The sequence below is a fragment of the Hymenobacter aerilatus genome (assembly GCF_022921095.1).
GTDB lineage: Bacteria > Bacteroidota > Bacteroidia > Cytophagales > Hymenobacteraceae > Hymenobacter > Hymenobacter aerilatus.
Window position 1 is genome coordinate 1584529 of record NZ_CP095053.1, and the last position, 12483, is coordinate 1597011.

Below are 12483 nucleotides of genomic sequence, written 5' to 3' on the forward strand. Positions count from 1 at the left end.
CTATTTAAGGTGTATCTGAAAGGACAACCAGATTACGCAAGGTGTCGCGTGCCGGTCGGACACCGCAGGCGTCCGACCGGTTGTCGTAGAACGGGCTTCGTGCTGATGCTTACCCCTCAGTAGGACAACGGGTGCGGGACTCAAAAAATAGCCCCGCACCTGGAAAGCCCCTACCTTTGTACTATACATCTACAAGCCGCCATTCTACTCAGAGTGGTGGCTTTCTTATAGTGCCATGCGCGAAAAAATAGCCTCCAACCGGGGCCTTATCCTGTTGCTCGGCATGCTCACGGCTTTCGGCTCCATGAGCATCGATATGTACCTGCCGGCTTTCCCGGCCATTGCCCGCGACTTTGGCGTTTCCATTGCCGACGTGCAGCTCACGCTGGCAGCCTTCAACATTGGCATTGCGCTGGGGCAACTGCTCTACGGCCCCCTGGCCGACAAGCTGGGCCGTAAACCTAATCTGATTGTGGGCATTCTGCTCTACATCGCGGCGTCGGTGGGCTGCGCCTTTGCCGACTCCGTAAATGCGCTGATTTTGCTGCGTTTCCTGCAAGCTCTGGGCGGCTGCGCGGGCATGGTGATTGCGCGGGCCGTGGTGCGCGACAAATTTGCCGGCAATGCCTCCGCCGGTATGTTCTCTACCCTTATGCTGATTATGGGGGTAGCGCCCATTCTAGCCCCTACCGTGGGTGGGCTCATCATCCAACACCTACATTGGAGCTATATTTTTTGGGCGCTGGTGGCCTTTAGCAGCATAGCGCTGCTGTGGGTGCTGGCGTCGCTTCCCGAGACGCTACCGGTAGAGGCACGCAATCCGCTGGCTGTGCGCAACGCTTTCCGCACCTACGGCCTGCTGCTCCGTGACCGGGCTTTTACGGGCTACGCGCTATCGGCGGGCATGGTGCAGGGCGGCATGTTTGCCTACATCACGGGCTCGTCGTTTGTGTTTATCAAGCTGTTTGGCCTTTCGGAGCAGCAGTACGCCTTGCTGTTTGGCCTGAACGCCTCGGGGCTGATTGCGGCCTCGCAGCTCAACCACTTGCTGTTGCGGCGCTTCACCTTCACGCAGGTACTGCGGGCGGCCGTTACCATCAACGTGGTAGCAGCTTTGGTGATGCTAGTGATGGCCAGTACGGGCTGGCTAGGCGTGTATGGCATTGTGGTGCCGCTGTTTTTTACGGTAGGCAGCATGGGCATCACGTCGCCCAACGCCACGGCGGGGTCCTTGCAGCACCATGCCGTGCGGGCGGGTAGTGCCTCAGCGTTGTTGGGCACCCTCATGTTTACGGGCGGCGCCCTGGCATCTATTGCCGTGAGCGTCTTCGCCAGCGCATCGGCCAGGCCCATGGCGGCGGTTATTGCCGTGTGCGGTATACTGGCCTGGACAGTGTTTCATCTTCTGGTGGCGCGGCAGCCAGCCGAGCAAGCAGTAGAAGAAGGAGTGATGGTATAGGTAGGAATGCCACTGCTCTTAGCAGCAAACCGTCATTTCTCACTGCGTTCGAAATGACGGTCAGTTAGATAGTCTAAAAGACAAGAAAAGCGGCCCATCTGAGTGTTCAGATGGGCCGCTTTATTTCACTTCATAGCCCAGGGTTTCAACCCTGGGGAATAAGGAATTACACTACCACGTTCACCATACGGCCGGGCACCACAATCACCTTCTTAGCGGCTTTGCCGTCGCCAAAGCGGGCGAGGAAATCGGAGCCGAGTACTGCTTCCTCAATCTCCTTGGCCGTAGCCGTAGCAGGGAATTGCAGCTGCTCGCGCACCTTGCCGTTGATGGCCACCGGGTAGTTCACCGAGTCTTCCACCAAATATTCTTCCTTGAACTCGGGGAAGCGGGCGTAGCTCACGGTGCCGGCCTCGTGGCCCAGCTCCTGCCACAGCTCCTCGGCCAAGTGCGGCGCGTAGGGCGACACAATGAGCAGCAGCGGCTCTAGCACGGCGCGCTTGTGGCAGCGCAGGGCCGTCAGCTCGTTCACGCAAATCATAAACGTGCTGACCGAGGTGTTGAACGAGAACTTCTCGATATCCTCCTCGGCTTTCCTGATGGCCTTATGCAAGGCCTTCAGTTCCTGCGGGGTAGGGGATTCGTCGGTTACAGCCAGGGCTCCATCCTCGGGATGAAACAGGCGCCATAGCTTTTTCAGGAAGCCCGAAATGCCGCTCATGCCGCTGGTATTCCATGGCTTGAACTGCTCCAACGGACCTAAGAACATTTCGTAGAGACGCAGGGCGTCGGCACCGAACTTATTAATGAGGTCGTCGGGGTTGACAACGTTATGCTTCGACTTTGACATTTTCTCTACCTCCGCGCCGCAGATGTAGGTGCCATTTTCCTCTAGAATGAACTCCGCGTTAGCGTACTCCTCACGCCAGTTTTTGAAGGCTTCAATGTCGAGTACGTCATTGTCAACGAAGTTGACGTCGACGTGCAAAGCGGTAGTATCATGTTCTTTGCGCTTATCAGAAGTGACAAATGTATTAGTGCCATTGATACGATACACAAAGTTCGACCGGCCTAGAATCATCCCCTGGTTAATCAGCTTCTGGAACGGTTCGCCCGCCGAAACCAGCCCTAAGTCTTTCAGGAACAGGTACCAGAAACGAGAGTAGAGCAGGTGGCCGGTGGCGTGCTCGGCGCCGCCCATGTAGAGGTCCACGTTGTGCCAGTATGCCTCAGCCTCTTTGCCCACGAAACGGCCTTCGTTGGTGGGGTCCATGTAGCGGAGGTAGTACCACGAAGAGCCAGCCCAGCCGGGCATCGTGCTCAGCTCGTACTCGTACTTGCCCTCGTATTTCCAATCCTTGGCGCGGCCCAGGGGCGGCTCGCCGGTTTCGGTGGGCTTGTACTCGTCGATTTCGGGCAGCACTAACGGCAGCTCCGACTCGGGCAGGGGGTAGGCGGTGCCGTCCTTGTAATAAATCGGAATCGGCTCGCCCCAGTAGCGCTGACGGCCAAAGATGGCGTCGCGGATGCGGTAGTTCACCTTGCCTTTGCCGAGGCCCTTTTCTTCGAGAGCAGCAATGAGCTTGGTGGTGGCATCCTTATACGTGAGGCCGTTGATGAGCTCAGAGTTGATGTAATGACCTTCCTTGGTGTTATCGGCTTCCTCCTCAATCTGTTGCGTGTCGAGTACGGGCACGATGGGCAGGTCGAAGTGCTTGGCGAACAGGTAGTCGCGCTGGTCGCCGCTGGGCACGGCCATCACGGCGCCGGTGCCGTAGCCAGCCAGCACGTAGTCGGCCAGCCAGATGGGCACCTGCTCCCCGCTGATGGGGTTGAGGCAGTAGCTACCCGTAAACACGCCCGAAACCGTCTTCACGTCGGCCATCCGGTCGCGCTCCGAGCGGCGCTTGGCTGCGTCGATGTAATCCTGCACGGCCTGCTGCTGCTCGGGGGTAGTGAGCTGGGCAACCAACTCATGCTCAGGCGCCAGCACCAAGAATGTCACGCCGTAGATGGTATCCACGCGGGTCGTGTAGACCTTGATAGTTTGGTCCTGCGCGGTGGCTAGCGGAAACGCTACCTCGGCCCCAATGGAGCGGCCAATCCAGTTGCGCTGCATTTCCTTGATGGGCTCGGGCCAATCAATGGTATCGAGTCCCTGGAGCAGGCGGTCGGCGTAGGCGGTGATGCGCAGGTTCCACTGCGGCATCAGGCGACGCTCTACGGGGTAGCCGCCGCGCTCGGAGAGGCCGTCCTTCACCTCGTCGTTCGAGAGCACCGTGCCCAGCTGCGCACACCAGTTCACGTAGGTGTCTGATTGATAGGCCAACCGATAGGGTAGGAGGGTGACCATGCGCTCCGGCTCCGACTTGGCCTGCCACTGCTCGGCCGAGAAACGCGGACGCTCCTCGTCGTCGCCAGCGGCTTGAATGCCGGTGGTGCCGTTCTGCTCAAACTGCGCAATCAGCGTATCCACCGATTCGGCACGGTTGGTTTGCAGGTTGTACCAGCTATTAAACAGCTGGATGAAAATCCATTGCGTCCACTTGTAGTAGCTGGGGTCGGAGGTGCGTACTTCGCGGCTCCAATCGTAGCTGAAACCCAAGGAGTTGAGCTGACGGATGTAGGTGTCGATGTTCTTCTCCGTGGTCAGGGCCGGGTGCTGGCCTGTCTGGATGGCGTACTGCTCGGCGGGTAGGCCAAACGAGTCGAAACCCATAGGGTGCAGCACATTGAATCCCTGCAAGCGCTTGTAGCGCGACACGATATCAGAGGCAATGTAGCCCAGCGGGTGCCCCACGTGCAGCCCCGCACCCGAGGGGTAGGGGAACATGTCCAGCACATAATAATGCGGCTTTTCGGACTGATTTTCAGCCTTAAACGTGTTGCGCTCGTGCCAGAATTTCTGCCACTTTTGTTCAATGTCCTGGGGATGATAGCCGGGCATGGTAGGTTGGGTTGCTGCTGATACTAAGAAGCGAAATTACAGGAAAGGTGGTGAATAGCGGCTAGTGAAAGGCTATTCGCTCTGGACAGCCGTTGGCGAACCAGTACAAATCAACCAGCGACCGAAACACAGTTGGCTGTTTATTCTATGATGAAAATGCAATGCCTTTTTCCAGATTTTCGCTACCAGCCAATACAAAGCAAGCCGTGAGTAAGTTATTTACCGGCAAATAAATAGCCGAGTTGTGCCTGATATAAGGTATTACGAGGACCGTTGGGGCTAAGCTTGGTAAGGTCATTGGCGTAACGCAATGTAATACTCAAGCCCATTGGTAGCTGATAGCCTACCCCAGCTACTGCGCCCAGCGCCAGCCGGTTAGAACCTTCCAAGTCAGTAGAGGTGCCATTTGGGGTTTCGAAACGTGCGGCGGCAAGAAAACTAACTTGGGGCCCAAGCTCGGCAATGAACCCAGACGCATTGATTTTAGCCAGCACTGGCAATTCTATATAATGCAGGCGTTGCCGATATTCGCCACCGAAGGATAGCGATGTTTTAGACCCCTTCGCGGAGTATATTAGCTCTGGCTGAACGGAGAAGAAGCCATCCTGCGTCAACGGGATTTGCGCGAAGCCGCCTGCCGCAAATCCCCATAGTCTTTCGGGGCGGGTGATGCCATTTAAGTACACATTGCTGTAATTCGCGCCTGCCTTTAAACCAAATCGAGTGGTCTGCGCCTGTGCGGATAGGCTGCCTGCGGATAGAATGATACCGAATAACAGTAGTTTTTTCATGACCGCAAGATAAGCTGATACATGTCGCGGCCAAATATGGGCGCGTGCAACGCCCCCCTACACCGTGCGCCCGTCCCAAGTGCCCTCGCTGCTCAGCACCCGAAACCGCGCAAACAACTCCTCGCCGTACCACTGCTCCTGCCGCGTCCGCCGAATTACCTCCTTGTGCGTGGCGTCGCGGTAGGCGTACTGCTGCATGGCCCTGGCCGACTCCCACAGGCTGAACGTGGCCTGCCGCACTATGGGCAACTCCCCCAGGCCAATAGAGGCCACCACGCCGGGCGCGTGGGCCACAGCGGCACTAGTAGGGGCCACGTAGCGCCAGAAACGCGGCGTTTTGCGCAGGCGAATGGAGGCCCGTGTAAGCACCGCCACGGGGCCGTCGAGGTCGGGTGCTTCGGTGGCGGCTAGGTCAAACGGCTGCACGCCGTCCCACAGGCCGTGCGCTTTGAGTGGTTGCAGGTGGGCAGTCCAAAGTTCGGTGCTACGCTCTTGGTAGGCCTGCCACTGCGGGTGGGTAGCAAAAAAAGCCGCGGCGGCCTCCGCTGAGTCCCACACGGCCAGTAGTATATACCGTTGAAAATTAGGCCAGACGCCAAAGCCGCCATCGGCGCCGGTACCGGCCAGCTTATAGAAGCGCAGGCCGGCCGCACGTTTCAGGGACGCTTGCGCGGTGCCCATCTGGGCCAAGCCCCAGCGCGCCGTGCCGGGCCGGAGGGTGATGACGGAAAAGGTGGTGAGGGACAAGAGGGAAAGTCTAAACCACGGATTCGCTCGGATTAAACGAATAACGCGGATTTTGTAAATGAGTAAGCTACGCGATGAAACTAGTTAGAAAGTCGAAAGAGTAACGATAGACAGTCATGCTTCGACAAGCGGACGCCAGATCAAGCATGACCATCTGATGACTTTAAATAGAGCAGAACGGATCTACAAAATCCGTGTAATCCGGCAAATCCGAGCGAATCCGTGGTTTAGACAGCTTCGGAATGACAAGTAAACCAACAAAAAAAGGCCGGAATTGCTTCCGGCCTTTCAGCAAAAGTCAGCGGGGCAGACTATTTCACGTCTACTTTGGCGTGTTCGTTCACATCGTCAGAGTCGTTTTTCTTGCCAGCTACTACGGCTCGTACGTAGGCGTAGGCGCGGGAGAGCAGGCCGCTGGGCGTATCCCAGTATTCGCCTTTGTCGATGGTCACTTTTAGGATCATGATGTTTGGATCGTCCTTACCCTCTGGGAACCAGGCTTTCAAATGCTCCGACCACAACTCATCAATTTTGGCTTGGTCGCGGTAAGCGTTGGCGCGGCCCGAGATAGATACGTAAACGTCATCCTCGGGAGAGGCGTAGCTCAGGTTTACATGACTATCTTTTTTAACCTCATATACCTTGGCGTCGTCTTTATCGGTGAAGAAATACAATGAGCCATCAGGGTCCGACTTGAGGGTGCCCATGGGGCGGCTGCGCAACGACTGATCTTCCTCGGAAGTGGTCGTGAGCATGGCAATGTTTACGTCTTTGATTTTATCGAGTAGCTTCTGAACGTCGTGCAGAACCTGCGTTTCGTGCGACATGATAGGGGAGTTTAGGTGTCGTTGGAAAGAATGGTGCGCCACCGCAGCCAGTTGGCCGGGGCGCCCCTTCAGATACGGCCCGGCTTCGGTGTGGGTTGTGCCCGGATGCGCGGCTGCCACTTTTGGCCGTACCTTGTTCTGCTCTTATGAACTTCCTGGCCCACCTCTACCTCTCCGACCCCGCTGACCCTGACTTGCTCCTCGGCAACTTCATTGCCGACTCGGTGCCCGGCCGCCAGCTCGAAGCCTACCCGCCCGGCGTGCAGCGCGGCATCCGCCTGCATCGCCTCATCGATACCTACACCGACCAGCACCCCATAGTGCGCCGCGCTACGGCCCGCCTGCGCGAGGCCGGCTATGGCAAGTACGCCGGTGTCGTCTCCGACGTGTTTTTCGACCATTTCCTGGCTCGCTACTTCCCGGAGTTTTCCGCCGAGCCGCTGCTGGACTTCACCCAACGCGTGTTTGCCCTGCTCCTGGCCCGCCAAGCCGAAATGCCCGCCCGCGTGCAGCAGTTCCTACCCTACCTCGTGCGCGACAATTGGCTCCTGCGCTACGCCGATTTCGAGGGGGTAGGACAGTCGCTACGGGGCCTAAGCCGCCGCGCTTCCCCCGGCTCCGGCATGGAAACCGCCGTGGCAGAGCTGCAACGCAACTACGCAGCGTATGAGGCGGATTTCCGGGAGTTCTGGCCACAAGTAAGGGCGTATGTGGCGGGTGTGGCGGTATGAGCGTTAGGACGCCAACTGAAAATATTTGTTTCCAGGCAACCCCTGTTCTATTATCTGTATCTCACGGGCTATCATCTCTTAACCTATCCCTACCAACCAGCTTAGCTCTATGCTATACTCAGTAAAGCCCCTGATGAGACTATTACTTTTACCACTACTCTTGATGGCGAGTAGCCTGTTTGCCCAAAGCAAAAAGCCAGACGCTACGCCCTCGAAAGAGGTAGAACAGTATCTGGCTGAATTCCAAAAGATCGTCAAAAAGAAAGCGCTGTATGCTGATTCTATCGATTGGGCTCAGCTGCGAAAAGAGGTGAAGGAAAAATCACGCGGTCTGAGAACTATTGAGGAAGGTAGGCATGTCCTAGACCATATTCTGCACACGCTCCGCAACGCGGGCGACAAACATTCTTTTCTCATACCAAAGGAAGAAGTGGCGACCTTGACTTCTCCGAGCTATGCGGGTCAGCAAGCCGAAAGCCGGTACTTGGGCGATGGCGTCGGGTATCTAAAGGTGCCGGAATTCACTTCTATGGACGCCTCAGTAGGACAGACTTTCTCCCAGGGCATACAAAGTCAGATGGAAGCGCTACAAACAAAACACACGCTCACGGGGTGGGTGGTCGACCTGCGCCAGAATACGGGCGGCAATATGAACCCTATGATCGAGGGACTCAAGCCCCTCCTGGGAGAGGGGATATACGCGTACGATATTTCCCCAAGGCGTGCGTTTATGAAGGAAAAGCCTCGCTACAATTGGAGCGGGAAAGAACAGCAACCACGCTCCGGGGCAGCGGCTCCAACGCCGCAGCAGGTAGCCATTCTAATCGACTCGCTGACTGCGAGTAGCGGCGAGATGGTCGCCATCGCCTTGATGGGGCGCGACAACGCCAGGGTCTTTGGCCAGCCTTCGGCGGGGTATACGACCGCTAACCAGGACTTCAAGCTGTCAGATGGGGCGTACCTGTTACTGGCAGCAGGCTATAGGATGGATAGAACCCGGAAGCCCTATTTGAACCGCATAACGCCGGATGTAGTGGTGGAGTATTCGCCGAAGGATACCCCAGATAAGACGATCGAAGCCGCCCAAAGGTGGTTGCGGGAGACAAAGTAGGGCGCTAGACTTCTCTGTAAAGTGGGTCGTGAAGAGGAAGCTATATTACCTTCGCTAGAACTAAAAACGGGGCCATATGGCCCCGTTTTTAGTTCTAACAAAACAGCAAAACACCTTAGTGGTCGTGCCCACCGTCGCCGTGCACGTGGCCGTGGTCCATTTCTTCGGGGGTAGCGTCGCGCACGTCGGCTACGTTCCCGTCGAAGTGCATCACCATGCCGGCAAGGGGATGGTTGAAGTCCATCTGCACTACCTCGTTGCCGATGCTCACCACTTTGCCTTGCATGTGGTTGCCTTCGTTGTCGGCCATGGGGAGGTAGTTGCCTTCTTGCAGCATGTCGGCGTCAATCTGGCCGTCGATTTCGAATACCTGCTTCGGGATTTCTACCACGGCTTGCTGGTCGTAGTCGCCGTAGGCCTGCTCGGGAGTGAGCGAGAAGCTGAACGAGTCGCCGGCCTGCTTGCCGCTGAGCTGGTTTTCAAATTCTTCGGGTAGGCCGCTCATGCCAAACAGAAACACCATAGGCGCATCTTCCTCGGCCGATTCTACCAGGCGCTTTTCGCCGTTTTCGTCGGTTACGCTCAGGTTATAGGTGATAGAAACGACTTTCTGGGGGCTGATCTGGGTCATAGCAAGTGGGTTTGGGGGAGATGGGTTACTCTTGCTAGTTACGGAAATACCCCGAAAACGTCGGTGATTGGCCGTAAATACCCGGAAATGATAGTGGAAGCGTAAGATTTTGGCATTGCGCTAACAGCCTCGTGCGCCTTGCGTTAAGCAACTCGTTTGCGGTGGCTGAGTCTTCAGTTTTTATGGAGTGGCACCGCCCGCGCATCTGTCTCTTTTCCCCTCCTCCGCATGAAACCGATTACTTTATCAGCGCTGCTTTTGGGCGGCGCCTGGCTGGCGGCTTGTCAGCCCAGCACCACTTCCACCGAAACCACTGCCGCCACAGCCGCCGACTCTACCTCTATGGCCGCTGCTACCCCCGCCGCGGCCGACAGCATGGGCGTGCCCGCCGGTAGCACCCCCACGGTAGGCAACCCGCAGCTGCTGTTCACGCTGCCCGACAAGTACAACACACCCGACGGCCTGGCGCTGGCGCCCAACGGCAACGTGCTGCTCTCCATCCCCAACCTGGCCGACAACAGCCAGCCGGCTGCTATTCTGGAAGTAGTAGGCAACACCTATCGGCCCTTCATCACCACCCTTCCCGTGGAGCCTACCACCCAAAAGGCCGCGCCCATGGACCTGGCCTTTGGCCCCGATGGCAACCTGTACTACGCCGAAAACCAGTACGAAAACAGCAAGAAATTCGTGTCGCGGCTGATGCGAGTGCGCATGCAGAACGGCAAGCCCGGCGCCATCGAAACGGCCGTGGATAGCTTTGCGCTGGCGAATGCGGTGGTCTGGAAGGGCAACAAGCTCTACGTGACCGACAGCCAGTGGGACCTGCCCGATAACGACAAGGGTAGCGCCGTGCTAGTGTTCACGCTGGATGAGCTGAACAAGGCCAACGGCCCGCTGCATCTCAAACCCAAAACCAAGGACCCGCACGTGTTGGCCATGTTTACCACGCATGTAAACGAAACCGGCGTGGACAACGGCGCCGACGGTCTCGACTACGACAGCCAGGGCAATTTCTACACCGGCTCCTTCGGCGACGGCACCTTCTATAAAATGACCCTGAAGCCCGACGGCACACTCGTCAAGCAGGAAGCCCTACCCCTGAAAGGCAATAAAATCCGTTGCATCGACGGCTTCGTGATTGACCGCACTACCGACAAGGCCTACGTGACGGACGCCCGCCAGAACGCTATTTTTGTGGTGAATCTGAAAGACAACACCGTGACGACGCTGGCCCAAAATCCCGATACGGACGGTGCTGGTGGCAAAATTGACCAGCCGGCCGAGGTGCTGCTGAAAGGCAAGCGTCTCTACATTTCCAACTACGACAACCCGGTGAAGCACTTCGTCAATACCGCATCCGACGCCCCGCATACCGAGTCGTATATCGATCTGCTGTAGTGCGGTAGGAGCCGATACGGCTTGCGTCCTCTGCCCACCAGGGTAGGGGACGCTTTCTTTTGCAAGAAAACCAGAATCACCTATCTGCCTGGCTAGCGCCAATAGGGTAGTTGGGTGTTGTGTGCAGGCAGGCATCCTTCGCTGTACTTGCTTTTCTGGGGCCAGGGCAGGTAATAAATGCAACTGGAGTAGTAGCTTCGTAGTTGCTCATCCGTTTGTAGCGCCTATTTAGCTGGCGTAGGGTAGTAGCACCGCCGCTACTTACTGTTTCGCATGGGCCATCCATCAAGCGGTTATCTCATGCCTTTACCAACTATTTCCACTGCTCCAACCAGTAAGACACGTCAGCCCGCCTGGGTGCCCTACGCTGTTGGGGTAGCCTTATTGCCCTTGGTGTATTTGCTGCTTATCGACAGGGTAGGATCTTTGCCTATCTATGTATGGGATGAGGGGCGCTTGGCCGTCAATGCGGCCGAAATGGATCAGAATGGCCATTGGCTGGTAACATATTTTCTGGACCAGCCGGATATGTGGAACACGAAGCCGCCCCTGCTCATTTGGCTGGAGGTGCTGTCGCTGCGCCTCTTCGGTTATTCCGAAACCGCGTTCCGGCTGCCTACCATACTAGCCGCAGTATGTACCGTTGGGGGTATTTACACCTTCTGCTGGCGGCAGCTCCACAGTATGTGGGCAGGGGTATGTGCAGCCCTGGTGCTGATGACGACCATCGGCTACAACGATATGCACGGAGCCCGCACGGGCGACTACGATACGCTGCTGACGCTTTGGGTAACCATGGCAGCGCTAAGTTTTTTCCGCTACATAGAGGAGGGCAAACGGTCTTTTTTTATCTGGACCAGCATTGCCCTGACGTTGGCTGTACTGACAAAGGGCGTAGCCGGCTTGTTCTGGGTGCCTGCTTTCGCACTATATGCTGCCACGCAAAAACGTTTTCTCTGGCTGCTGCGACGGCCGGAAGTATACGCAGGCGCGGTAGTAACCATCATGGTGGTAGCTGGCTACTACCTGGCGCGTGAGCACTATAATCCAGGCTATCTGAAAGCGGTATCGGAAAATGAACTGGGTGGGCGGCTGCTAACCACACTGGAGAAACACCTGTATCCCTGGTACTGGTACCTAAGCAACATGTACGAGGAGAAGTTCTGGCCTTGGGTGCTGGCATTTCCACTCGCTTTTCTTCACATCTGGCGCCAAGATGGGGATAACAAGCGTAAGCGCTTTGCTCTCTACGTGGTCATTCTGGTACTGGTACACTTGGTGGTTATCAGTAGCGCCAGCACCAAACTATTGTGGTATGACATCCCGATGTACCCCGTGGCCGCTATGTTGATTGGGCTGAGCTTAGGGCGCTTAGCTGAGAATCTGATGGCGGTGCAGCAGCAAAAAGAAGGAGCAGCAGGCGCTCGGCTTGCGGGTGCTCTATTCATCCTGGTTGTGTTTGCAGCTCCAATAACCTTGACGCGAGCAAAGAGTAAAATGCGTCAGGAATACAAGCGCACGGACGCATTTCACGCCCATGGACTTCAAATCAGATACATGGCCGAGCAGCTACCGCAGATTACCGCCTACTCGGTCTATACCTCTACCAGCTACCATGCCGCCATCTTATTTTATAAGACAGCGGCCCAAAAGCGGTATGGACACACAATGACCCCGAAATTCAGTTCGCAGGTGGAAGAGCTGAAAGCAGGGGAAGTGGTCGTAGTATGTGGCGCCGAGGACAAGTCCATGATCAATGCACGATTCGAAACAGAAGTGCTGCTGAGCTCAGAGATGAGTCCTTGTGCGACGCTACGCCTAACAAAGCGTCGCTAATCAAT

Annotated in this window: 10 protein-coding genes; 5 read left to right on the forward strand and 5 right to left on the reverse strand. The window is 56.7% G+C overall.

Annotated elements, in window-relative coordinates; all coding sequences use genetic code 11:
- Window positions 1-235: 235 nt before the first annotated feature.
- Window positions 236-1459 carry a Bcr/CflA family multidrug efflux MFS transporter gene (locus MUN82_RS06690; RefSeq protein ID WP_245096037.1) on the forward strand — a complete coding sequence of 408 codons (1224 nt, stop codon included), beginning with the start codon at window positions 236-238 and terminating at the stop codon, window positions 1457-1459.
- A gap of 166 nt (window positions 1460-1625) precedes the next feature.
- On the opposite strand, the gene leuS is transcribed toward MUN82_RS06690, so the two are convergent.
- The 4 genes from leuS to MUN82_RS06710 form a co-directional block, all read right to left on the reverse strand.
- Window positions 1626-4406 (reverse strand): leucine--tRNA ligase, encoded by a 2781-nt coding sequence (gene leuS / locus MUN82_RS06695; RefSeq protein WP_245096039.1) that lies wholly within the window; start codon window positions 4404-4406, stop codon window positions 1626-1628.
- 215 nt (window positions 4407-4621) lie between these two features.
- A complete protein-coding gene (locus MUN82_RS06700; protein WP_245096042.1) occupies window positions 4622-5197 on the reverse strand; it encodes a porin family protein in 576 nt (191 codons plus the stop codon).
- A 57-nt stretch (window positions 5198-5254) separates the two neighbouring features.
- Window positions 5255-5944, reverse strand: a complete 690-nt coding sequence (locus MUN82_RS06705) for a spheroidene monooxygenase (protein ID WP_245096044.1) — start codon at window positions 5942-5944, stop codon at window positions 5255-5257.
- Between the two features lie 311 nt (window positions 5945-6255).
- Window positions 6256-6771: a pyridoxamine 5'-phosphate oxidase family protein gene (locus MUN82_RS06710; RefSeq protein ID WP_245096046.1), complete on the reverse strand. Its 516-nt coding sequence runs from the start codon at window positions 6769-6771 to the stop codon at window positions 6256-6258.
- 146 nt (window positions 6772-6917) lie between these two features.
- On the opposite strand from MUN82_RS06710, the gene MUN82_RS06715 reads away from it, so the two are divergent.
- Window positions 6918-7502 (forward strand): acyl carrier protein phosphodiesterase, encoded by a 585-nt coding sequence (locus tag MUN82_RS06715; RefSeq protein ID WP_245096047.1) that lies wholly within the window; start codon window positions 6918-6920, stop codon window positions 7500-7502.
- A gap of 109 nt (window positions 7503-7611) precedes the next feature.
- The gene (locus MUN82_RS06720) at window positions 7612-8613 is read left to right on the forward strand and encodes a S41 family peptidase (RefSeq protein ID WP_245096049.1); all 1002 of its coding nucleotides are present in this window, start codon (window positions 7612-7614) and stop codon (window positions 8611-8613) included.
- Between the two features lie 115 nt (window positions 8614-8728).
- Here MUN82_RS06720 and MUN82_RS06725 read toward each other — a convergent pair whose 3' ends face one another.
- On the reverse strand, window positions 8729-9244 hold the full coding sequence (locus tag MUN82_RS06725; RefSeq protein ID WP_245096051.1) for an FKBP-type peptidyl-prolyl cis-trans isomerase: 516 nt from the start codon (window positions 9242-9244) through the stop codon (window positions 8729-8731).
- A 228-nt stretch (window positions 9245-9472) separates the two neighbouring features.
- On the opposite strand from MUN82_RS06725, the gene MUN82_RS06730 reads away from it, so the two are divergent.
- Both MUN82_RS06730 and MUN82_RS06735 read left to right on the forward strand, forming a co-directional pair.
- On the forward strand, window positions 9473-10642 hold the full coding sequence (locus MUN82_RS06730) for an SMP-30/gluconolactonase/LRE family protein (protein ID WP_245096053.1): 1170 nt from the start codon (window positions 9473-9475) through the stop codon (window positions 10640-10642).
- 300 nt (window positions 10643-10942) lie between these two features.
- Entirely contained in the window at window positions 10943-12478 is a 1536-nt protein-coding gene (locus MUN82_RS06735; RefSeq protein ID WP_245096055.1) for an ArnT family glycosyltransferase, read from the forward strand.
- Window positions 12479-12483 lie beyond the last annotated feature (5 nt).

What these genes read in the sequence shown, in the direction of transcription:
- MUN82_RS06725 (WP_245096051.1), bottom strand. Translation starts at nt 9,244, where the DNA reads ATGACCCAGATCAGCCCCCAGAAAGTCGTTTCTATCACCTATAACCTG.
- MUN82_RS06720 (WP_245096049.1), top strand. Translation starts at nt 7,612, where the DNA reads ATGCTATACTCAGTAAAGCCCCTGATGAGACTATTACTTTTACCACTA.
- leuS (WP_245096039.1), bottom strand. Translation starts at nt 4,406, where the DNA reads ATGCCCGGCTATCATCCCCAGGACATTGAACAAAAGTGGCAGAAATTC.
- MUN82_RS06700 (WP_245096042.1), bottom strand. Translation starts at nt 5,197, where the DNA reads ATGAAAAAACTACTGTTATTCGGTATCATTCTATCCGCAGGCAGCCTA.
- MUN82_RS06730 (WP_245096053.1), top strand. Translation starts at nt 9,473, where the DNA reads ATGAAACCGATTACTTTATCAGCGCTGCTTTTGGGCGGCGCCTGGCTG.
- MUN82_RS06690 (WP_245096037.1), top strand. Translation starts at nt 236, where the DNA reads ATGCGCGAAAAAATAGCCTCCAACCGGGGCCTTATCCTGTTGCTCGGC.
- MUN82_RS06735 (WP_245096055.1), top strand. Translation starts at nt 10,943, where the DNA reads ATGCCTTTACCAACTATTTCCACTGCTCCAACCAGTAAGACACGTCAG.
- MUN82_RS06710 (WP_245096046.1), bottom strand. Translation starts at nt 6,771, where the DNA reads ATGTCGCACGAAACGCAGGTTCTGCACGACGTTCAGAAGCTACTCGAT.
- MUN82_RS06715 (WP_245096047.1), top strand. Translation starts at nt 6,918, where the DNA reads ATGAACTTCCTGGCCCACCTCTACCTCTCCGACCCCGCTGACCCTGAC.